This window comes from Plantactinospora sp. DSM 117369, assembly GCF_053764795.1.
In genome coordinates, this window is sequence record NZ_CM132446.1 from 6,726,749 (window position 1) to 6,749,014 (window position 22,266).

Below are 22,266 nucleotides of genomic sequence, written 5' to 3' on the forward strand. Positions count from 1 at the left end.
GTGCGGAACAGTGACCTGTCGGCCCTGGCGGGCGTGCGGCGGAACTCGACCATGCCAGCAAGCCTCACCCCCACCCCCGCGACTTTCCAGGCCGATGTCGTGACAGCTGAGAGGGCTGTTCGTTGCCGAACTTCGGCAAACGCCCACCGTCGGCATCCGACGTCGTTCCGCTCGTACTGGACGAACGAGTTCCCGAAGGCGGCAAGGTGGCGGTGGACGGCCTTGTCGAGGACTTCCCACGTCGATGGGTGGCACGTAGGCTCTGCTGTGGTGCGCCGGGAAGTCTGGTCGGCAGTCCTGTCGGCTGTCGATCCCGGGAGGCTTCCGTGGATGTTCCTGCCATTCGCACCACTGGCCTGACCAAACGCTACGGGCGAGTGTGCGCCCTGAACAGGCTGGAGCTGAGCGTGCCGGCCGGTGAGGTGTTCGGTTTCCTGGGCCCGAACGGTGCGGGAAAGTCCACCACGATCCGGTTGCTGCTCGGTCTGGCACGCCCGACCGAGGGCCGGGCCTGGATCTTCGGCACCGACACGGGCGATGCCGCGGTGGCACACCGGTCGATCGGGTACGTGCCCGCCGACGTGGCGCTGTGGCCGGCCCTGACCGGTGCGGAAACGCTGGAGCTGCTGGCCCGCACCGGCCCCGGGATAGACCGCGCCTACCGCGACGAACTGGTGGACCGGTTCGAGTTGGACCTGTCAAAACCGGGGCGGGCGTACTCGACCGGGAACCGGCAGAAGGTGGCCCTGGTCGCCGCGTTCGCGACCCGGGCACCGCTGCTGATCCTGGACGAGCCGACCAGCGGCCTCGACCCGCTGATGGAACGCGAGTTCCAGCACGCGGTCGGGCAGGCCCGCCAGCGGGGCCAGACGGTGTTCCTCAGTTCCCACCAGCTGGCCGAGGTGGAAGCGGTGTGCGACCGGGTGGGGATCCTGCGCGCGGGTCGCCTGGTCGAGGTCGCCGGAGTCCCGGACCTGCGCCGGTTGCACCGCAGCCAGGTAGCGGTGACCTTCACCGGCCCGACCCCGAACCTGGCCCAGGTCCCTGGTGTCGAGGGCGTCGAGGTGGTGGGACCGTCACGGTTGCGGTTCACCCTCGCCGGACCGCCGGCACCGGCGTTGCGGGCCCTGGCCGCAGCGGATGTGACGGCGCTGCAGGTCCACGAGCCGACCCTGGAAGAGATCTTCCTCCACTACTACACGCAGGCCTCCCGATGACGGCCGTCGACACCCCCGTCGGCCGGACAACGGCGCCCGTCGCGGCAGTTACGCGGGCCGTCACCTGGCTTGCTGTGCGACAGGTCCGCCTCGGCGCCGTGATCGTCGTGGCGGTGATGGCCGGCATGTCGGCGATGGTCGCCGCCACCTACTCCCGCACCGTCGGCGACACGTTGGATGCCGCGGCGCTCGCCGCTCTGGCCGAGAACCCGGCCATCCGTACGCTGTTCGGCGAGCCGGTCGCGCTGCACGATCCGGGCGGCTTCACCGTCTGGCGTACCGGCACCGTCCTCTCCGTGCTCGCCGGTATCTGGGGACTACTCGCCGTCACCCGGATCACCCGCGGTGAGGAAGACGCCGGCCGGTGGGACCTGCTGGCGGCCGGCCGGATCCCGGTCACCACGATCGTGGCCCGACACCTGGCCGTCGTGGTCGCCGCACTCGTCGTCGCGGGGTTGGCGACAGCCGGCGCTCTGACCGCGGTCGGCACCGCACCCCGAGGTGCTCTGCTGCACGGGGCGGGAGTCGCGCTGCTCGGGGTGTTCTTCGCCGCCACCGGTGCGCTGACGGCCCAACTCTTCCCCAGCCGGGGAACGGCTACCGGGACGGCGGTCGGGCTACTCGGCGTCGGGCTACTCATGCGGATGGTCGGCGACGGCGCAGGCGCCCTGGGATGGCTGCGTTGGCTCTCGCCGTTCGGGCTGGTCGCGTTCTCCCGCCCGTATGAGGCGAACCGTCTCCTGCCGCTGACAGTGCTGGCGGTCGCTGCCGCGACCCTGTTCGCGGCCACGGCGGCGGTGGCTGCCCGTCGGGACGTAGGCGCCGGCTGGCTCGCCACCTCGGCGGGGCGCCCGCCACGGCTGCGGCTGCTCGGCTCGGTGCCCGGGTTCGCGACCCGGCGCCTCCTGCGTCCCCTGGCCGGGTGGGCGGCCGGGGTCGCCGCCTACTTTCTACTCATCGGCCTACTCGCGGTCTCCATGACCTCGTTCCTCGCCGACAACCCACGATTCGCCGAACTCGCCGCCCAAGCCGGCTTCGGTGCCCTCGGCTCGGTCGAGGGCTACGTCGCCGCGCTGTTCGCGCTGCTCGCCATCCCGGTCGGAGTGTTCGCCGCCGCCCGGGTCTCTGCCATGGCCGCGGACGAAGCCGGTCGGCGGCTGGCCCTTCTCTACGCCCAGCCGATCACCCGTACCCGGCTGCTGGTTACCGAGACAGCTGTCACCGCCTGTGGCGCGGCGATCCTCACCGCCGTCGCCGGCCTTGCGACCTGGGCCGGGGCGAGCGCCGTCAACGCGCCACTGCGGTTCAGCGCCGCTCTGGCCGGCGCGGTGAACGTGATCCCCATCGCCCTGCTCTGCCTCGGCGCGGCCGTACTCGCCCTGGGCTGGCTACCCCCGGCCGTCGCACCTTTGGGCGCCCTACCCGCAGCCGGCGGATTTCTCCTCCACGTCATCGCCGACAGCACCGAGGCACCGACATGGGTACGGCGGCTCTCCCCGTTCGCCCACCTCGCCCCGGTCCCCGACCTGCCACCGAACTGGCCGGCAACCACCACCATGCTGATCATCGCCGGCACGCTCACCATCCTCGGCGTCATCGGCTACCGCCGTCGCGACCTGCGCGGCTGATCACTTTTGCAGGACGCTAAGTACTGCAACGGCATTGAGCGTGTCGAGTAGTGCTCGCGTTCGTTGAACTCGGCGTGACGAGCGTCGATGTTGAGCGGTGGTCCGCCGAGTTGGACCGGTTTGCATGGTCGGATCAGGGTGCGGTTCCGGCGGGTGCAGCCGCGTCGTCGGGCTCGGCAGTACCTGTGTGGGCTGGTCTCGGGCCCGGACCGCAAGAACGGTTGGACGCTTGCTGAGCAGGCGGGGGACGTGTCGCCGGACGGGATGCAGCGGTTGTTGCGGTGGGCGGACTGGGACGTCGACGCTGTTCGTGACGACGTGCGCGACTACGTGGTCGAGCACCTTGGCGACCCGCAGGGTGTGCTGATCGTCGATGACACCGGCTTCTTGAAGAAGGGCATCCGCTCGGCCGGGGTGGCCCGGCAGTACTCCGGCACCGCCGGACGGGTCGAGAACTGCCAGGTGGGCATGTTCCTCGCCTACCGATCGGCCAAGGGACACGCCCTGGTTGACCGGCAGTTGTACCTGCCGGCGTCGTGGACCGACGACCGGGACCGGTGCCGGGCGGCTGGTGTTCCGGACTCGGTGCCCTTCGCGACGAAGGTGGAGATGGCCCGGACCATGCTCGACCGAGCGTTCGATGCTGGGGTGCCGGTCGGCTGGGTGACGATGGACGAGGCGTACGGCCAGTCGAAGTCGCTGCGGGTGTGGCTGGAAGAGCGGGACGTACCGTATGTGGTCGCGACCCGCCGCAACGACGGCCTGGTCACCACCAGCATGGGACGAGCCCGCGCCGACGAGCTGATCGCCGTCCTACCCGGCCAGGCGTGGTACCGCCTGTCCGCCGGCGCGGGTGCGCACGGACCACGGGAGTACTGGTGGGCGCGAGTGCCGGTCCGGGTGCCCGCCTGGTGGAAACCGGGCCGCGGCCACTGGCTCCTCGCCCGGCGCAGCATCACCACCGGGGAGATCGCCTACTACGTCTGCTACGGCCCCCGCCGCGCCCGGCTGGTTGACCTCGCCCGAGTCGCCGGTGCCCGGTAGGTGGTCGAGGAGTGCTTCCAGCAGGCGAAGAACGAAGCCGCCGCCGATCAGACTGGCCAGGCTGACGACGGCCACGACGCCAACGGCCAGTTCGCCGCCACAGTGAACCTTTTTCAACCTCCCCTTGCGGTCCGTCGGACCGCAGCGTCGGACGCGGTGCGTGCGCGCCGCGCGGTTCAGGTTGAAAAAGGTTCAGTGGTCCACCGCGCCGACCACCGCGATGCCGGCACCAGGGCCAGCAGCACGTGCGTCCCGTCCGCGCCGTCCTCAGGCGGACTTCCGCCCGAACGGGTACCTCGGCGGCAAGTTGTAGCGACAGATGATCTCTACCGGAACACGCTTGCCCAGGTCAGCAACTGTCGCGGATGCTCTGCGCGCCACCCCGGGGGCACCTCACAGAACTGCAAAACGTAGCGCAGTCGATCGGCTTCTGATCGTGGGAGCTGGGTTCCCACTCAACTGATCGGTGCACGGATGCCCCGGCTAACTGGCCGGGCATCCGTGCACCCGCTCCTGCTGAGTACGGAGTTGGGGCGTCGCGCGCAGCGACCCCGGCGCAGTCACCGCCTCGAGCCGGGTGCGGCGGTGCTTCCCCGGATCACCAGGGAGGTGGACAACTCGATCCGGTCCTGTTCCGGTCGGCGACCGTCCGCCAGGCACAGGACGAGTTCCGCGGCGGCCATACCCATCTTCAGCAGCGGCTGCCGGACCGTGGTCAGCTGCGGACCCACCCACTGCCCGAGCGGTAGATCGTCGAAGCCGACCACGCTCAGATCCTCGGGAACGCGCAGGCCCGCACGGCGTGCTGCCTCGTACACCCCCAACGCCTGCAGGTCGTTCGCGGTGAAGATCGCGGAGGGTGCGTCGGAGAGGGCCAGCAGCGCCGTGGCCTCGGCGAGGCCGTCCTGCATGTAGAGCGGTGCGGTCCGGATGAGATCCGGGTCCGGGGCGACGCCCGCCGCGTCCAAAGCAGCGCGATACCCGTCCAGGCGGGCCCGGCAGCACAGCAGTTCGGCCGGCCCGTTGATCATGCCGATACGCCGGTGGCCCAGTTCGAGGAGATGCCGGGCGGCGACCAGGCCGCCGTTCCAGTTGGTGGCGCCGACCGAGGGGGTCTCGTGCGTCGGCTCGCCCGACGGATCGAGAACCACCAGGGGGATCGCCCGGCTGGCCAGCTGCCTGCTCTGCTGTCGGGTCAGGTTGGCGGAAACCGCGACGACGCCCGTGGGCCGGCGTGCCAGTACGTCACGGGTCCACGCCTCGTCGGGGACGAGTTGCCCGCGCATCTCGCTGACCGCCACGGCGAGTCCGCGCGGCCGAGCCACCTGTGAAATGCCGTGAATGATCTCCAGTGCCCACGGGCTGTCCAGCACCTGGAAGACCACCTCGATTACCGGCGTCGCCGGCTCGCTCTGCTCCTGGCGCTGGTAGCCATGCTCCTGGATGACGTGTTCGATCCGTTGTCGCGTCGCGGCGGCGACACCAGCCCTGCCGTTGAGCACCTTCGACACGGTGGGGGCCGAGACGCCGGCCAGGTGGGCGATCCGGGCCACGGTCAGCCCGCCCTGGCGGCTCGCTTCCGGGGTACAGGGATCCGAGGTCGTCACGACCGCAGCCTATGTGACCTTCCTCGGCGGCTCCGCCGTGAGCGCCGACGAGAGGGCATCGCCCGGCAATCCGAGGCAGTGAGTTTCTTTCTTTAGAACGACTCTTGACGCGCCATGCATTGATAAACGAAGATGCAATGAGGCTAACGAGAGCGGTCTATACAGGTTGAACGCGCTCTCCGATGTTCTGAAAACTTTCACTGAACGGATCAGGAAGCCATCAGCGAGGCCGGCGCTAGCGCCAGCTGGACACCACACGATCGTTCGATATCCGGCACGAACGACCATGCTCATCAGCGGTCGGGCTGGAGCGGCCCGCCCTGTTGTTCCGAGCGGCCACTCGGACCGGAGACGGTCACGGCACACCACTGCCCATGCGAAGCCCGCCTCGTCGCCCACCCATCGACGCCGCGGGGCCGGTAAACCGGCTCGCTTAACGCGAACCGGGCTCCGTCTGATTCGCCCAGACCTGGGAGACAGCATGATTCGCCGTTTCAAGGGCAGACGCCTCATGGCCGCCGCCCTCTGCGCCACCACCGGCCTGCTGCTGGGCGCGGTCGTAACCGTCATCATTGCCCCCGCCGCTGCCGCGGACACGTCAACGAAGTACCTGGGGATCTTCCGCGAGAGCAGCCCGACGGACATCGCCGCCGGTACGGTCAGCCGCTACAGCGTGACGCCGGCGAGCGTCCAGTGGTTCGACAGCTGGGCCACCGGCAACGCCTTCGACTCGGCCGCGGCCAGGGCGTTGTGGAATCAGGGCGTCGTCCCGCACTTCACCTGGGAACCGTGGAACACGGCGCTGAGCGTCGGCGACCCCGACCAGATCCACCTCCAGGACATCATCGACGGGCGGTGGGACAGCTACATCCGAGCCCGCGGCGCGGAGTTCGCGGCGGTCGGCGGCCCGCTCATGGTGCGCTGGGGACACGAGTTCAATGGCAACTGGTACCCGTGGGGCATCGTCAACAACAACAGCGACCCGGCCTTGTACGTCCGCGCCTACCGGCACGTTCACGACCTCGTCGTCGCAGCGGGCGCGACCAATGTGCAGTGGGTCTGGTGCTTCAACAACGGCTCCACACCCGACGCCTCGTTCAACGACCCTGCCCGGTCCTACCCGGGTGACCAGTACGTCGACTGGGTAGCCATCGACGGCTACAACTGGGGCCTGGGTCCGTCCTGGGATCCGTCCGGCAACCACTGGACCAGCTTCGACAGCATGTTCGCGAGCGCCTACGACAAGGCCCGCGCCATCGCTCCGAAACGTCCGGTGATGATCTCCGAGACGGCCTCCAGCGAGGACGGCGGGAACAAGGCCCAATGGATCAGCGACATGTCCACCAGCCTGCAATCAGGCCGGTACCCGGATCTGAAGAATGTCGTCTACTTCGATCAGGACAAGGAAGAGCGCTGGTCGGGCACATCGTCATCGTCCGCCCAGGCGGCCTTCCGGACCTGGGTCAACACGCCGTTCATGCGAGGAACCGGGACCGAATTGGCCCAGGTGGCGGCGCAGTACCAGGGCGGCACACCGCCGACATCCCAGCCGCCCACATCGCAGCCGCCGACGTCCCAGCCGCCGACCGGCGCCTGCTCCGCAACCTACCGAACCGTCAACTCCTGGTCCGGAGGCTTCCAGGGCGAGGTGACCGTCACCGCTGGCGCGGACAGGATCAACGGCTGGACGACGCGCTGGACGCCGAGCAGCGGGCAGACGATCAGCCAGGTCTGGAACGGCACACTCACCACCAACGGATCCTCGGCAACCGTGCGGAACGTCGAATGGAACGGTTCGCTCAACCCCCGCGGCTCGACGACGTTCGGCTTCATCGCCAACGGCTCGTCGTCAACGCCAGCAATCACCTGCACCAGTCCCTGACCCTCGACGACCTGTTGACCCGGTTGGACGAGGATCCCCCGGGTCGGCGGTCCGCGCTCCACGCTCCGGCCGTCGGCCCCCGCGCCGGGCCGACGGCCGGTTCGGCCAGCGGCAGTTGGGCTCGTTGGTCCGGTTGGGTGCCGCTCGGTCCGCAGTGGTGCTGCATCGACCCGCACGTCATCAACCGCCACCCACGCGACCTGTGCAATGCGTTGGCCGGCGACCCGCTGGAGCCCCCGAGCTTCTGCACAAGCTCGGCAGTGACCGACGACGCGTGCCTCAGCCAACCTGTCCCAACGACATCACCGCCCAGGGCGAGAGGTCAACATCGACCTCGAGTACACCGTTGTCGGGCACGGTCAGCGTAAACCTGAGAAGTAAGTCGGCGAGCGCGCTCAGGTACCTGCTCTCCGCGCGGGACAGGTTGAGCGGGGATCCCAGCCGGTACCACGCCTCGGCGACGTTGCCGTGCTCCCAGTCCAGGATTTCGACGAGGAAGGTGGTCCCCGGCTTGAGCCCACCGATCGAGTGGTGGATCCTCCGGTTCGGCCCCATAGCCGCCAGCGCACGAGTAGCCGGGTACGAGTTCGCCAGGCCGACAGACCTCATCGCCATCTCGTCGGGATAGTTGAAGAACAGAGCCGACACCGCCGAAGTCCGGGAGTCGCGGGTCACCACGCCGTCGGACGTCGCGAGCAGCAGCCGGTCGCCGAGCCGCTCGAGCATCGCGAACGCGTGGAACGTCGGTTTGCGAATTCCGGCCTCGTTCACAAGGCCGAACCCGCCGTGAAACGGCCCCATCCCGGCGCCGCCCTCCTCGAACACGTCTGTGAAGGTCCAGTAGGAGATCGAGTCGGCGAGAGTGGCGCACTTCAGGTACGTCCGCGTGATGAACGTCGCCGCGAAGAGCGTGTCGTGGATGAAGTCGCGGGCCGATGGCGATGTCGACCATTCGGTGATGTGGATCTCGGAATCCGGATACGCGCTGTTCGCCACGAGATCGCGAAGGAGCCGCAGGTCGTCGAACGTCGCGTCGATGTATCGAGCGATGTGGACCCCTCGCCCGTCGGCCCCGTACGCGAAATCGGTCGGGTAGAGGTGCGTCGAGATGAAGTCGACCGGCAGCTCTCGTTCCGCGCACCAGGCGATGAAATCCTCGATCCACACCGGGCGCCAGTCCAGGGCGTCCACGTCGGACGCGGTGACGGTCTCGTGCATCGCCGAGCGGTCCTCAATTTCGCCTTTGTAGCGGTCGTCGGGTACGAATACGCTCGTCGCCGGCCCGCCCACCTTCAGTTCAGGGTCGATCTTCCTGATCGCCAGGGCGGTCTGCTCGTAGAGTTCGAAGTACTCCGTCTTCGTCCCCGTCCAAAAGTGCGGCACCAGGTTCGGCTCGTTCCACACCTCGAATCGCCACTCCCGCACTTCGGCCAGGCCGTACCGGTCGATCCAATGCTCGATCGACCTCGTGACGAGCTCGACCCAGCGCGCCATGTCCGTGGGCGGGCTGCAGTGAGCGCCCCACCAGAACACGGTCTCCCGCACCGTCGCCAGCTCACGCGGCATGAACCCCAACTCGACGAAGGGACGGACGCCGCACTCCAGGATGAAGTCGAATACCTTGTCCACGTAGCTGAAGGTGTATTTCGGCGAGGCGAGGGGCACGTCCTGGCCGAAGCCGTGGCCATAGCTCCCCCGATACACGAACATGTCGTCGTGAAAGACGCCGTGGAAACGGACGTAGCGGAATCCGCACGCGCGGACGACCTCGGCGAACTGGTGCTGCCAGTCCGCGCGCAACGCTTCATTCGCTCGTCCGGCGCCGACACTCTCCGCCCAGACGTGCGGGAGCGCGCTCTCGTCGCACAGCTGACCGTCGATCAACAGTCGGGGCTCGAGCACAGGGTCGCTCGTCATGGCCTCACTTTCTTCGCAAGCGTCATTTAGGGAGATGGCCGGCGGCGCCACGGCGGCGGCATCCACGCCGGCACGCGCCGGACCGCCGAGGGGCTAACCCTTGACCGCGCCGAGCGACAGGCCCGACTGCCAGTACCGCTGCAGTCCGAGGAACGCGATGATCAGCGGAACGATCGTCAGCAGCGCGGCGGTGATCACCAGATTCTGGATGAGGGCTCCGTTCCCGGCCGTCGAGCCCAGCTTGTTCCATTCGTTGAGCCCGATCGTCAGGGGATACCAGTTTGGATCCTTTAGCATGATCAACGGGAGGAAGTAGTTGTTCCAGATCGACACGAATGAGAAGAGCAGTACCGTCACGCTCGCCGGCGCGAGCATCGGCGCCGCGATGCGCAGAAAGGTCGTGAACTCGCCGGCACCGTCGACCTTCGCGGCCTCAAGTAGGTCCGTCGGCACGGCCTCCGCTGTAAACACCCACATGAGGTACAGTCCGAACGGGTTGACGAAACACGGTATGAGAACGGCCCACGGCGTGTTGGTGATGCCGAGCTTCGCGAACAGCAGGAACTGTGGGATGGCCAGAGCGATGCCGGGCACGGCGATCGACCCCAGAATGACGAAGAGGAACGCGCGCTTGCCGGTGAAGTCGAACTTCGCCAGCGCATACCCACCGACGGCAGCCAGGAAGGTCGACACGGTCGCGCCCACGAAGACGTATAGGAGCGTGTTCAGGAGCCACCGCAGGAAGATGCCGTCCTGGTATCCAAAGACGTCTACGATATTGTCCCACAGGGCGAATTCCCGGCCGGGCGAAAGGCCGAATGTGGAGACGAAGTCGGCCTGTGATTTAGTGGCGTTGATGACCAGCCACACGAGCGGCAGCAGGCAGTACACGGTGAAGAGGCCGGTCATCACGGTGAGGGTGGCGCTCTTCTTCGGGCGTTCCGCGGTATACAGCCGGCGGCCTCCGCCGGAAGGACTGACCGAGGTGCCGGACGTCGCGATGACAGGTCTCCCGGATCCGGTCCGTGGGCTAGTGGTCGAAGACATTCCTCAGTCCTCTGATCTGGACGGCATAGGCGACCACGATCGTGATCACTGCCATGATGAGCGCGAGTGCTGAGGCGTAGCCCTGCTGAGATCCGGTGAACGCCAGGTTGTACGCGTACAGGTTCGGCGTGTAGTACGTGTTGACACCGCTGTTGGCCACCATCGACGGCAGGATCTGTGGCTCGTTGAACATCTGGAACGTACCGATGATCGAGAAGATGATCGCAATGACCAGGGACCCTCGAAGTGCCGGCAGCTTGATCCTGCGGACGACCTGGAGCTCGCTCGCCCCGTCCAGCGTGGCCGCCTCGTACAGTTCGTGCGGGATGGCCTTGAGTACCGCATAGAAGATGAGCATGTTGAAACCGGTGAACGCCCACGTCACCATCACCCCGATGGAGATGAGCGTGGTGTCTGGGGTGAACGGGTCGAGGTCCGTGCCGAGGGCGGCGTTGAGGCTGCCGAACAGGCCGTACTTGACGCCAAGCATGAACCCCCACATGAGAGTCGTCACGACCGCCGGCACCGCATAGGGCACGAAGATCGACACCCGCATGAACCTCCTGCCGTGCAGACGCCTGGAGTCCAGTGCCAGCGCCAGCACCACGGCGAAGAACAGCATGATCGGCACCTGGGCCAGCGTGAACCGGAGAACCCGGCTCACGCTGCTCCAAAACTGCGGATCTTGAAACAGCTTCTGGTAGTTGGTGAGCCCGGTGAAGGTCCGGCCCCCGATGAGTTGGTCCCGATAGAGGCTGAGGTAGGCGGCGTACATGATCGGCACGATGTACACGAGCGTGAACAACAGCCCGAAGGGGGCGATGAACGCGAGTCCAGCCCGGCTCTTTCTGCGCTTGCCGGGCCGTTCCCGGCGCTGCGTCTGCCGCGTCGCAACTGGGGTCGCCTCGCCTGGAGCGGTGACGTCGAACCGAGCTGGGGGGCCCATCTGCGTCGTGTTCCTAATGAGTTCTGGGAGTAAGCCATCCGGCAAACTCCTGGTGGGTGGGTAGCCGCCGGCAGGTGAGCACTCGATGTTCCTGGACGTGGAGTCCTGACGAAAGATCGTGCCCCTGCCGGTTGGTGAGGAGAGTTGATCGCTGATGGGATGTCGTGCCCGCCCGGTTGCGGCATGAGCACTGCTTCATTAGGTCGCTGATGGTTCTCCTGCTGGCTACTGACCGTGTTGGGTGTCGGAGACGGGAGATGCGTTGCTGTTCGTAGGAGATGACTGGGCCGAGGACCATCACGACGTCGAGTTGATGGACGCCGCCGGGCGCACCCTGGCCAAGGCCCGGCTGCCCGAAGGCGTGGCGGGCATCGCCCGGCTGCACGCGATGATCGGTGCGCAGCTCGGCGAGGACGCCGCCGACGCCGGCGGGCAGGTCACGATCGGGATCGAAACCGATCGGGGTCCGTGGGTCCAGGCGTTGATCGCTGCCGGGTACACGGTGTACGCGGCCAACCCGTTGCAGGCGGCCCGCTACCGCGAACGCCTGGCGGTGTCCGGGGCCAAGAGCGACGCGGCCGACGCGCACATGCTCGCCGACATGGTGCGCACCGACTCCCACCAACTGCGCCCGGTCGCGGGTGACACCGCCGAGGCCGAGGCCGTCAAGGTCGTCACCCGGATGCACAAGACGCTGATCTGGGAACGGACCCGGGCCGGGCAGCGACTGCGGCACGCGCTGCGGGAGTACTTCCCCGCCGCGCTGGCCGCATTCGCCGACCTCGACGCCACCGACACCCTGGAACTCCTCGCCAAGGCCCCCGACCCGGCCAGCGCCGCGAGACTGAGCATCAGCCAGATCAGCGCGGCCCTCAAACGCGCCCGCCGCCGGGACATCCCGGCGAAGGCCGCGGCGATCCAGGAAGTGCTGCGCGCCGAGCACCTCGGCCAGCCCGCTGCGGTCACCGCCGCCTACGCCGCGTCGGTGCGGGCGCTGGTCGCGCTGCTGGTCACCCTCAACGAGCAGGTCAAGGCCCTGCAAGGGCAGGTCGAGGCCCATTTTGGCCGGCACCCGGACGCTGAGATCATCCTGTCCCAGCCCGGACTCGGTGCCGTCCTCGGCGCCCGGGTGCTCGCGGAGTTCGGCGACGACCACGATCGTTACACCTCGGCCAAGGCCCGCAAGAACCACGCCGGAACCAGCCCCATCACCCGCGCGTCGGGGAAGAAGAGGACAGTCACCGCCCGGTTCGTGCACAACGACCGGCTCATCGACGCGCTCATGACCCAGGCGTTCGCGTCGCTGCGGGTCTCGGCCGGCGCTCGCGCCTACTACGACCGGCAACGCGCCCGCGGCGCCACCTACAACGCCGCGCTGCGCCAACTCGCCAACCGGCTCGTCGGCATCCTGCACGGATGCCTCAAAACCGGCACGCCGTACGACGAGACGACCGCCTGGTCTCACCACCTCAACGAGGCCGTTGCTTGACATTCAAGCTCCTGGGATGTCTTTCGGTACCTGGCACCGTCGGAGGCTCGCTTCCTCACGCCGGGCTGATGCGAGTCACTAGTCCACCGTGAATCCCTGCTCGTTGCCGTACTTGACCATGCGCCGCTCCCATTCTGCGAGGATTTCGGCGAGCGAGCCTTCGCCCTTGGTGTAGAACTTCGTCACGAGGTCGCCGTAGATCGAGCGGGCCCACTCGAAGAACGGCGGGTACTGCCAGCCGGTCGCGACGACCTCTGAGGCTTCAGCCAGCACGGCGCCGACCTTCTGGTTGCCGAAGTACGCATTGGCCTTTCCCTGGAAGTCACTGCTGTCCAGCACGGACCTGTTCGGCACGAAGGCACCCGCGTCGACGCGGGACGAGAGGCCGCCGCCGTGCGTGAAGTACTTGAGGAACTTGAATGCCGCATCTTTATGTTTCGCCGCGGCCGGGATACCGAAGGCACTTCCGCCGTTCTCGGCTCCGACCTTGTCACCCGGATTCCACTGTGGCATCAGGGCAGCTCTGAAGCTGCCGGCGGCCTTCGGCGCGCGCTCCGGTAGCGTCGAGGTCAGCCAGCCACCCATGATCTGCGAGGCGAGAGTGCCGTCGTTGAGCGTGCGGTTCCAGTCGTCGGACCACGCTGTGATCTTTGTGTTCAGCAGGCCCTCGTCCAGCATCTTTTGCCAGAACGCCACGGCCTTGGTCGCACCCTCGTCCGTGAAGTCGACGTGCACGTTGGTGCCGTCCACCCTGAACGGACGACCGCCGGCCTGCCAGATGAGCGAGAGCAGAAAGAACAGGTCCCCGGTGTCCTGAGCGATGTAGTAGTTGCCGCCGAGGGCGCGGATCTTCCTAGCCGCCTCGTAGTACTCGTCCCACGTGGCCGGAGGCTCGTTGATGCCGGCCTTCTTGAAGGTGGCCTCGTTGTAGAACATCGTCGACGGGCCGTAGTCGGACGGCAGCGCATAGATCTTGCCGTTGACCGTCACGTTGTTCCAAGCGGCCTCGACGAAGTCCTTCTCGAGATTCGCGGCGCCGTACGTTCCGAGATCGTGGAGCTTGCCCGGGAGGGCAAAATATGGCACCGCGAAGTACTCGAACATCGCGAGATCTGGCACGCCGGAACCGGCCTGGATCGCGTTGTCCAGTGAGGTGTATTCGTCGAAGGACGAGCCGGCGTTGACGACCCTGACCTTGATTCTCGGGTTCTCCGCCTCGAAGCCCGGTACGGACTTCGCTACGGTGCCGTCCCAGCTCCAGACCGTGAGGGTCACCTGTTCGTCGCCGCCACCATCGGCGCTCCCGTCCGAGCCGCCCGTGCAGGCCGCCAGCGCGAGCACGGACGAGAGTACCGCGGAGATGAGCCCTGCCTGCCTGGAGCGCTTCATGAGCCGCCTCCTCGCCACACGGTTCGAAACTTTTTCGAAACTTGTTCGATGTGACGGACGTTACTCGGGGCGACGGAAGGCGTCAAGGACGGGACTCACCGAAGGCGAGGCGCGAGAAACGGCGCTGTAACGATAGGAAAAGCCTGATGCGGTAGGCTCGAAAAAGTTTCGAACGCGTGACCGGAGTCTTGATGAGTCAGCAACCCCATTCCCGGCGAGCCACGTTGGCCGACGTCGCCCGGCTGGCCGGCGTCTCGCCCGCCACCGCCTCGAAGGTTCTCAACGGCCGCAGCGACGTGGCCGCGAACACGCGCGACATCGTTCTCAGTGCCATCGCCGAGATCGGCTACAAGCCGACGACGGCACGACGGAGCCTGTCGCGTGACCGGACCCTCGTCACCGTGCTCGACATCGTGGCGTCCCGCTATGCGGGGACCGTGCTCCAGGGGATCCTGGTGGCCGCGACCGCCGCGCAGGCTGAACTTCTTCTGCGCCTGCCGCCCGACGATTGGCCCGGCGCAAACCGCGCGGCGGCGAGTGCGTGGGTCGCGGAGCTACAGGAATCCGGCACCGTCGGCGTCATCGCGCTCGCCACCGCCGTGCCGGAGTCGGTGCTCGTCGCCGCCGAGGACGCCGGGCTGTCGATGGTGACGATCGACCCGATCGACACGACGGACTCCAATGTGGTCAGCATCGGCTCCACCAACTGGGCCGGGGGCCGCTCCGCGACCGAGCACGTGATCGGTCTGGGTCACCGCAGGATCGCCTGGATCGGCGGGCCATTGGGCTCCGCCCCGTCGGCCGAACGCTTCCACGGGTACCAGGCCGCGCTGAACTCGGCGGGCATCACCCCGGAACCTACGCTGGTCCGTCACTACGCGTTCTCCGTCGAGGCGGGATTCCAGCACGGTCGTGAGATCCTCACGCTCGACGAGCCGCCGACCGCGATCGTCGCGGGTAACGACGAGATCGCGGTCGGAATCCTCGCTGCGGCCAAGGAACTCCACATCACCGTACCGGGCGAGTTATCAGTCACCGGGTTCGACGACACGCCGCAGGCCCAGTGGACCGCTCCCCGACTGACGTCCGTCCGGCAGCCTCTCGCAGGCATGGGGCGGATGGCGGTCGAGACGGTCCTCGCCATGGCGGACGGCGTCCCACCCGCTTCCCGGCACCTCCAACTGGCGACGACCCTCAGCGTCCGCGACTCGACAGGCCCTCCCCCCTCCTGACCCATGCATGACTTCCCCGCTTGTCCGGCTCCCGGATGACCGGACTGCGGCGCTGCCGGGCAGCTCAAGCTCACCTCGCTGGCCGTGCCGGATCGGCGTGCGGCGTACGCTGCCCGGGCACACCTACCGGGAGCCCTTCGGGTATGGCACGCCGGCCGGCCTCCGGGCTGGCCGGCGTCTATGCCAGGCGATTGCAACACGGCGGCACCCTTGTCAGGGTAGACGGCAATACGCTTCGATGCCCGAGTGATGGCGTTCGAGGTCTTTCCAAAACCAGAGCACCAGGGTGGTGGCCAGTGACGTGAGCGCGCCGTAGTCGATCGCGGATTGCCGTTCGCGCAGGTAGTCGACCAGCAGGTTCCGAACCGGTCGGCAGGCCACCTGGTAGCGGTCGACGAGCTGCTCGACCGGCACCTGTCCGGCGAACACCGGACTGAACCGCCGCGTCGCTGAACTCGACGACCAGTGGTGACATTCGAACCTTGACGGAGCCCTTCACTGCGGGTGGCAGGGTGTTGATCTCGAATAGGGCCAGGTTGCCGTAAAAGCCGGCGACCATCCCGCGCGCCGTGAGCATGATGTAGCCGAGGTGCGCGACGTTCCTGACGATCTTCAACTGGTAGACAACAACGTACGCCTCGGCGATCGGCCCACCCCTTTTGCGGGTGAGGTACTCGATCACCGTATCGGCGATCATTTTGATCGTATCGGCCAACACCGCACCGATGGTCCAGACGAACCTCGAGAAGTCCTCGTATGCCTGGGCGAGCTTGTAGAACTGCCCCTTCATCTGCCTGAACGCTTGGGCCAGGCCGTCGAAGACGGTGTACGCCTGCTCGCTCGCGCCACCCTGCCAGGCGTGGTCCATCGAGGCGTTGCCTCACTCGACGTTCTTGCCGATCGCCTCCAGCGCGTTGCCGATCTGCCGCCACGCGTCGCCGGCCTTGCTGTACGCCTTCCAGTCGCCGGTGAGGAATCGCACGCACTCCTCCACCGGTTTTCTGCCGGTTAACTGCTCGACAACGGCCAGCACCATACCGGTTAGGCTGGTGCCGTCACCGATCTTGTCGATATTATTTTCCTCCCTTGGGTTCGGATGGTACAGAAGGTCCGTTGGTCCCACGTAGTCCGCGTAGCCGGAGTGGTTCGCCTCCCAGCCCTCCCGGGCCGTGACGGGGAGCCAGTTCGTCGCGGACTCGAGCCGCGCCCTACGGGTTCGAGCGGATCTATGACCAGCGGACGAAGACGTTGCCGCGGCAGGTGCCGAGCACCGAGATCCATAAGGCGGTAGCCAAGGATGGGACGGTGACCGAGTACAGCCATGCCGGGATCGTGCGGGACACTTTCAAGAAGGTCGCCGCCGGGTTTCCGCTGATCAGGATCGAGGACGAGTTGAACGTCAAGGGCATCCCGTCGCCGCAGGGGGGCGACGTGGCGGCGCGGGATCATCCGCAAGCAGGTGATGAACCCGACCTACATTGAACCTTTTCAACCTGGACCGCGCGGCGCTCACGCACCGCGTCCGACCTTGCGGTCCGCCGGACCGCAAGGGGAGGTTGAAAAAGGTTCATTGGCAAGCGGGTGTTCCGGGGCGAGGTCATCGGGGACGGGATCTGGGGGACGCTGAGGCAACCGATCAGGATTCGAGAAGCCTGGGTCCGCCAGCCGGGCCTAGCATGACGAGGCCGCATGTGATTGACAAAGGAGGTAGGCGTGTCACTGCAGGTCAGCGTCGTCATGCTCGGCGTCAAGGACGTGGACCGGGCCAAGAGGTTCTATGTCGACGGCCTCGGTTGCGAGATCGACCAGGACTTCCCCGGGTTCGTTAGGTGCAGACTCGGTGAGGGATCCTCGATGTTGGCACTCTACGAGTGGGAGGCAGCGGCGCAGGACGCCGGTGTCCCTGCGGAAGGCTCTGGATTCCGCGGCGTCTCGTTCCATTTCATCACCGACTCCAGGAACGCGGTGAATGAGGTCATGCAGTCTGCGGAGACTGCCGGCGGCACCGTGGTCAAGGCGGCGGCCGCCGCCGAGTGGGGCGGGTACTTCGGCTACTTCAGTGATCCAGACGGCTACCTGTGGAAGGTCACCACCACTGCCTGACCACAGACCAGCCTCGCCACCACTGGGCGAGAGGCCGGAGACCGGTCTCGCATTGCCCCGATACGTACCGGCGTACGGATCCGTATGCCGACAACACCCGCGAAGTAGGTCCGGACGCTGCAAGCTGAGGTCGAACGCTGAAAGGGTACGCGTGGATGCGACACGGCCGCGCAGCAAGACATCCGATGGTCGGTACTTGTCAAGTGCGGTGATCGCGACCCGGTTTGCGGCAGCCTCGGACGGCCGGTGGCAACGCCCCGGGGCGCTGTCACGTCCGTTCCAAGGTTGCGGATGGCCAAGGCGCTGGCCGGCGGACCGCAGGGACAATCCGGACGACGGCGTACCCGAGTGTCCGGACCTACTTTGGGGATCTGGGGCAGATACCTTCAGCTCGTGTAGCAGAGCGTGATCCGGAACCATGACCGCGCTGCGACCCCACCACTCCGATCGCGGCTAGATCCGTACGTCGGCTAAGGCATTGATCGTTATGGAAAGATGCGGCCATGAAGAGGCTGACTCACCCACTCGACGGCATGAACGCGCTGGTAGTCGGTGGCGGAGGCGGAGGGATCGGACGGGCGATCTCGCGTGCGTTCGCCTCGGCTGGCGCCGCTGTCGCAGTCGCTGACATCGATCCCGATCGGGGCACGTGATGCCGCCGAGGAGTTAGCCGGGTCGGGCGCCCGCGCTGTGCCACTCACCGGTGATGTACGGTCCCGATCAGTCCCGGACGCCTTGGTTGCCGCCACCGTTGCCGAGTTCGGTCGGCTCGACACGCTCGTGACTGTATTGGGCGGGCAGGTGGCCTTCGTGCCGGCGGTACGGCTGCACGAGATGAGCGACGCCGACTGGGATCTCGCGTACGAAATGAACCTCGGCTATGTAGCCCGCGCAACGCGCGCAGCGATCCGCGCCTTCCTGACCCAGGGAAAAGGCGGCTCCATCGTGAGTGTCGGTTCGGTCACCGGGGTCATGGCCGCGCCCATGCAGGCCGGCCACGGGGCGGCCAAGGCCGGCCTCGCCAGTCTCGCCAGGACCGTCGCTGCCGAGTACGCCGGCGACGGGATCCGTATGAACGTCGTGGCCTGCGGCGCCATCGCAACGGCGGTAGCAAACTCTGCGCAGCCTGCCGACGACGTTGCGGGTACCGGAAACCTCGTCCGTCCTGCTCACCGACCGTTTTGATCACGAGGGTGAGGTCGCGGGCGCGTTGACGAGCGCAGTCCCGGACGCGGCGGTGATCGACACTTCGTGCTGCGCGAGGATGGCTGGCTGTGCTGATGCGGCTGGCCTACCTCGGTGTGACCAACGCTCTCGCCCTGCGACGGCTGTTGCCCATAAGCGATCGGGACAAGGATGCCGAGATTCTGGTGCTGCGGCACCAGGTCATGGTCCTCGAACGGCAACTGGGCGGGGAGCGAGTCCGGTTCACACGGGCTGACCGGGCGTGGCTGGCAGCTCTGCGCGGGATGTCGGCTGCCCGGGACAGGCTGTCCGCATCAAGTCCTCGGTGACCGGCGACGCGGCCAGCGGCAGCCGCCCTACGGCGCCCGGCCACCACCGTCACCGCCGACGGGCTTGCTCGGGCGGTGCCGACCGGGGACCGGCGAGTTCGACTGCCGCCGGCACGGCGCGGATCTGGAGCGGGGCTTCAGTCCCACGGCAGGTTTCACGACACCGTGGCCTGGCCACTTGGCCGCGTTACCAATCACGACATACACAGCTGGCGACGGCCACCGGGCACGGTGGGGCGGATGTGGTTAGCCTGGCACTCGCTATCGATAGCGGGGAGCGGGAGATGCGGTTTCGGCTACTAGGCCCACTGAGGGTATCCACAACCGACGATAAGGCGGTGCAGATTCCCCGCCCGAAGCTTCGTCTCCTGCTCGCCGTTCTCCTGGCAAGGGCCAACACGTGGGTGTCGGTCGACGACCTGGTGGACGACATCTGGGGAGCCGAGCCGCCGAAGTGCGCCCACTCGAACGTCCGAACCTATGTGTGGTCGCTGCGCCGGCTGCTGGCACCGGCAGACCCCGCCGCCGCACCGATCAACACCGGCCTGCGGGGTTACATGATCCACGTAACCCCGGAATCCCTGGACATGTTCACGTTCGAGCGCATGGTCGCCGACGGCGCGGAAGCGTCCCGCCAGGGAGATTTCGTGCTGGCATCTCGCCGGCTGGCTGCGGCGCTGGGGCTGTGGCGGGGAGCGGCATTCCAGGATGTTCCGTTAACGGCCGGCACACTCGTCGCCGCAGCCCAACGACTTGAGGAGCAGCGGCTCACCGCGTTGGAGGAGCTGTTCGACATCCGCCTCGCGCTGGGTGAACACGCCGATGTCGTGGGTGAGCTACAGGGCCTGGTCGTCCATCATCCGTTGCGAGAGCGGCTGTGGGGGCAGCTAATGGTGTCGCTGTACCGGGGCGGCCGGCAGACGGACGCACTCGCCGCGTACCAGCGACTGCGCTCGCACCTTGTCGAAGAGATGGGGGTGGAGCCGAGCTTGCCGTTGCGGACGCTGCACAGCCAAATCCTCCGGTCGGACCCAGCGCTGGCCCCGCCCCCTCGGGTGGCTCCGGCGGTGTCCTGGGCGTACACGAGGCCGCCGCCGCGGCAACTGCCGCTGGTCGTCCCGACGTTCGTCGGCCGGGCCGGTGAGCTGTCCACTCTACTCGGGTTGGTCGGGGCGGATGACGGGAGCGACCCCGGTTCGGTGGTAATCATCCACGGCCCTCCGGGCGCGGGAAAGTCGGCACTCGCCCTGCACGCCGCAGACCGCTGGTCCAGTCGCTTTCCGGACGGGCAACTCTACATAAACCTGCTCGGCGCTACGTCCGGTGTCGAGCCGCTCTGCCCGAGTGTAGCCCTCGGGCGGTTCTTGCGGGCGTTGGGGGTTCCCGCAGCCGAAGCGCCACACGGCATCGAAGAGGCGGCCGCCCTCTACCGCACCCTGGTAGCCGCGCGTCAAATGGTAATCCTTTTGGACAACGCTGCGACTGCGGCTCAGGTGCGTCCGCTGCTACCCGGCACGTCCCGAACCGTCGTCCTGGTCACCAGCCGGGCCGGCCTGACCACCATCGAAGGCGCCACCCACCTATGCCTCGGCCCGCTCGACCCGGACTCCTCTCGGGCGATGCTCGAACGCCTGATCGGCGAATCACGCGCCGCCGCTGATCCATCGGCCACCGCCCGGCTCGCCGCACTCTGCGGCTATCTGCCGCTCGGGCTGCACGTGGCCGCCGCCCGGCTGAAGGCCCGGCCGAACTGGCCCGTCCAGCATCTCGTGGATCGCTTGACCGACGAGCGGTACCGACTCAGCGAGTTGGCCGTCGGTGACCTCGCGGTACGCAGCAGCCTCGGGGTGAGCCACTCGGCTCTGCACCGCAGCACGGATCCGGCGGACCGAGCGGCGGCGCGGGCACTGCGGCTGATCGGCCTTGTACCGGCGACAACAGTCGACACCAGCACGATGGCAGCGCTGCTGGGCACGTCGACGGCCGAGGCGGATCGGGCCGCCGAACGTCTGCTGGACGCCCACCTGATCGAGGCGGTCGAGCCCGACCGCTACCACCTGCACGACCTCGTCCGGCTGTTCGCCCGTGAGCTGGCCGGTGCCGTCCCAGCCGACGAAGCCGCCCCTGCGATGACTCGGGCACTGTGTCACTACGCCGCCACGGTCCGCGACGCAACCCGACTGGTCTATCCGAACCGCACTCACTATCCCGGCCCGGACCTGGACCTGGATCTGGACATCGCACCAAGGCCGTTCAAGTGCCCGGACGAGGCCCACCGCTGGCTGGAAGCGGAACGGACGAACCTGCTGGCGGTAACCCGGCAGTCGTGGCTCGGCCCAGACGACCACGTCCGGCTCGGCATCGAGCTGACCCTGGCGTTGCACTGGTTCCTCGCGGTCGAGAGCTACGTCCACGACATTATCGAGCTCAACGAACCCGCCACTGCGGCGGCGAGGCGGTTGGGTGACCGGCGTTCGGAGGCGTACACCCACGGCAGCATCAGTGCCGCACTCCGGGTTCTGGGACGCGTCGAGGAGGCCTGCGAGTGCGTCGGCGTGGAGTTGTCCATCTGCCGGGAGCTCGGTGACCGCTTCGGCGAGCAGCGGGCACTGGGCAACCTCGGAATGAGCCACCTGATCGGGAACCGCCCGGACGAGGCGATCTCATATCTGGAGCAACAGCTCACCGTGGCCCGGCAGATCGGTGCCGTGGTCGGCGAGGTGTTCGCGACCAGAGCGCTTGGCCGGGCGCACCATCAACTCGGCCAGCACGACGAGGCGATCCGGTACACCGAGAAAGCGCTCGCCTGGTACGACAGGACCAACGACGACTACAACCAGGCCGGGGCGTTGGAGCGGCTCGGCCTGATCTATCTCGACCTCGGCCGGCTGACCGAGGCGACGAATCTGTTCAACCGGGCAGTCGAACGCGCGCGACGGGCCCGGTACGCGCTGGGCGAGGCGGAATCCCTCATCGGCCTGGCCAAAGCCTGGCGCGCGCTCGGCTCACCGAAGAAGGCGCTCGGCTACGCCGAGGAGGCGGTCACGATCAGCGAAAGGCTCGGCGTGGCCCGAATCCGCTCGCGGGCGGAAACCGAGCGTGCAGCGGTCATCGCCGCTGCCGACGGACAGCCTGCATAGCCCCGTGCGCCAGCTGTCAGGACTCCGCGTTCCCGCCGCCAGCCGCGGAACGCGTAGAACCCCACGCGGAAACCGTATGGCGGGTACGTACTCAAGCGAGCCACGAGCGGA

15 protein-coding genes and 2 pseudogenes are annotated in these 22,266 nt (G+C 67.4%); 10 read left to right on the plus strand and 7 right to left on the minus strand.

What is annotated here, in order from left to right:
• The first annotated feature begins 377 nt into the window (after nt 1–377).
• The 3 genes and pseudogenes from ACSMXO_RS28615 to ACSMXO_RS28625 form a co-directional block, all read left to right on the plus strand.
• Nucleotides 378–1,217, plus strand: a complete 840-nt coding sequence (locus ACSMXO_RS28615; protein ID WP_455414577.1) for an ABC transporter ATP-binding protein — start codon at nt 378–380, stop codon at nt 1,215–1,217.
• Nucleotides 1,218–1,291: 74 nt separating this feature from the next.
• A complete protein-coding gene (locus ACSMXO_RS28620; RefSeq protein ID WP_455414578.1) occupies nt 1,292–2,845 on the plus strand; it encodes an ABC transporter permease in 1,554 nt (517 codons plus the stop codon).
• Nucleotides 2,846–2,932: 87 nt separating this feature from the next.
• Nucleotides 2,933–3,886 (plus strand): annotated as a pseudogene (locus tag ACSMXO_RS28625) (IS701 family transposase); the annotation flags it as partial.
• A gap of 563 nt (nt 3,887–4,449) precedes the next feature.
• Here the strand turns inward: ACSMXO_RS28625 and ACSMXO_RS28630 are convergent.
• Entirely contained in the window at nt 4,450–5,496 is a 1,047-nt protein-coding gene (locus ACSMXO_RS28630; protein ID WP_346263653.1) for a LacI family DNA-binding transcriptional regulator, read from the minus strand.
• A gap of 511 nt (nt 5,497–6,007) precedes the next feature.
• On the opposite strand from ACSMXO_RS28630, the gene ACSMXO_RS28635 reads away from it, so the two are divergent.
• Nucleotides 6,008–7,378 carry a cellulose binding domain-containing protein gene (locus ACSMXO_RS28635; protein WP_455414579.1) on the plus strand — a complete coding sequence of 457 codons (1,371 nt, stop codon included), beginning with the start codon at nt 6,008–6,010 and terminating at the stop codon, nt 7,376–7,378.
• Nucleotides 7,379–7,657: 279 nt separating this feature from the next.
• Here ACSMXO_RS28635 and ACSMXO_RS28640 read toward each other — a convergent pair whose 3' ends face one another.
• The 3 genes from ACSMXO_RS28640 to ACSMXO_RS28650 form a co-directional block, all read right to left on the minus strand.
• Nucleotides 7,658–9,295, minus strand: a complete 1,638-nt coding sequence (locus tag ACSMXO_RS28640) for a GH39 family glycosyl hydrolase (RefSeq protein ID WP_455414580.1) — start codon at nt 9,293–9,295, stop codon at nt 7,658–7,660.
• Between the two features lie 93 nt (nt 9,296–9,388).
• A complete protein-coding gene (locus ACSMXO_RS28645; RefSeq protein WP_455414581.1) occupies nt 9,389–10,204 on the minus strand; it encodes a carbohydrate ABC transporter permease in 816 nt (271 codons plus the stop codon).
• Nucleotides 10,205–10,325: 121 nt separating this feature from the next.
• Nucleotides 10,326–11,288, minus strand: coding sequence for a carbohydrate ABC transporter permease (locus ACSMXO_RS28650; RefSeq protein ID WP_455414582.1), 963 nt, complete (start codon nt 11,286–11,288; stop codon nt 10,326–10,328).
• A 262-nt stretch (nt 11,289–11,550) separates the two neighbouring features.
• Here ACSMXO_RS28650 and ACSMXO_RS28655 point away from each other — a divergent pair, with 262 nt between their 5' ends.
• Complete coding sequence (locus tag ACSMXO_RS28655) at nt 11,551–12,777, plus strand: IS110 family RNA-guided transposase (protein WP_455414583.1); 1,227 nt, start codon at nt 11,551–11,553, stop codon at nt 12,775–12,777.
• A gap of 78 nt (nt 12,778–12,855) precedes the next feature.
• On the opposite strand, the gene ACSMXO_RS28660 is transcribed toward ACSMXO_RS28655, so the two are convergent.
• The gene (locus tag ACSMXO_RS28660) at nt 12,856–14,166 is read right to left on the minus strand and encodes an ABC transporter substrate-binding protein (protein ID WP_455414584.1); all 1,311 of its coding nucleotides are present in this window, start codon (nt 14,164–14,166) and stop codon (nt 12,856–12,858) included.
• Between the two features lie 224 nt (nt 14,167–14,390).
• On the opposite strand from ACSMXO_RS28660, the gene ACSMXO_RS28665 reads away from it, so the two are divergent.
• Complete coding sequence (locus ACSMXO_RS28665; RefSeq protein ID WP_455414585.1) at nt 14,391–15,398, plus strand: LacI family DNA-binding transcriptional regulator; 1,008 nt, start codon at nt 14,391–14,393, stop codon at nt 15,396–15,398.
• 178 nt (nt 15,399–15,576) lie between these two features.
• On the opposite strand, the gene ACSMXO_RS28670 is transcribed toward ACSMXO_RS28665, so the two are convergent.
• The gene (locus tag ACSMXO_RS28670) at nt 15,577–16,266 is read right to left on the minus strand and encodes a hypothetical protein (protein WP_455414586.1); all 690 of its coding nucleotides are present in this window, start codon (nt 16,264–16,266) and stop codon (nt 15,577–15,579) included.
• A gap of 12 nt (nt 16,267–16,278) precedes the next feature.
• Entirely contained in the window at nt 16,279–16,434 is a 156-nt protein-coding gene (locus ACSMXO_RS28675) for a hypothetical protein (protein ID WP_455414587.1), read from the minus strand.
• 269 nt (nt 16,435–16,703) lie between these two features.
• Here ACSMXO_RS28675 and ACSMXO_RS28680 point away from each other — a divergent pair, with 269 nt between their 5' ends.
• The 4 genes and pseudogenes from ACSMXO_RS28680 to ACSMXO_RS28695 all read left to right on the plus strand — a co-directional run bounded on the left by ACSMXO_RS28680 (nt 16,704) and on the right by ACSMXO_RS28695 (nt 22,155).
• A complete protein-coding gene (locus tag ACSMXO_RS28680; RefSeq protein WP_455414588.1) occupies nt 16,704–16,880 on the plus strand; it encodes a hypothetical protein in 177 nt (58 codons plus the stop codon).
• Nucleotides 16,881–17,111: 231 nt separating this feature from the next.
• Nucleotides 17,112–17,501, plus strand: a complete 390-nt coding sequence (locus ACSMXO_RS28685; protein WP_455414589.1) for a VOC family protein — start codon at nt 17,112–17,114, stop codon at nt 17,499–17,501.
• Between the two features lie 533 nt (nt 17,502–18,034).
• Nucleotides 18,035–18,641, plus strand: a pseudogene (locus tag ACSMXO_RS28690) (SDR family NAD(P)-dependent oxidoreductase); the annotation flags it as partial.
• A gap of 712 nt (nt 18,642–19,353) precedes the next feature.
• Nucleotides 19,354–22,155: a BTAD domain-containing putative transcriptional regulator gene (locus tag ACSMXO_RS28695; RefSeq protein WP_455414590.1), complete on the plus strand. Its 2,802-nt coding sequence runs from the start codon at nt 19,354–19,356 to the stop codon at nt 22,153–22,155.
• The last annotated feature ends 111 nt before the right edge of the window (nt 22,156–22,266 follow it).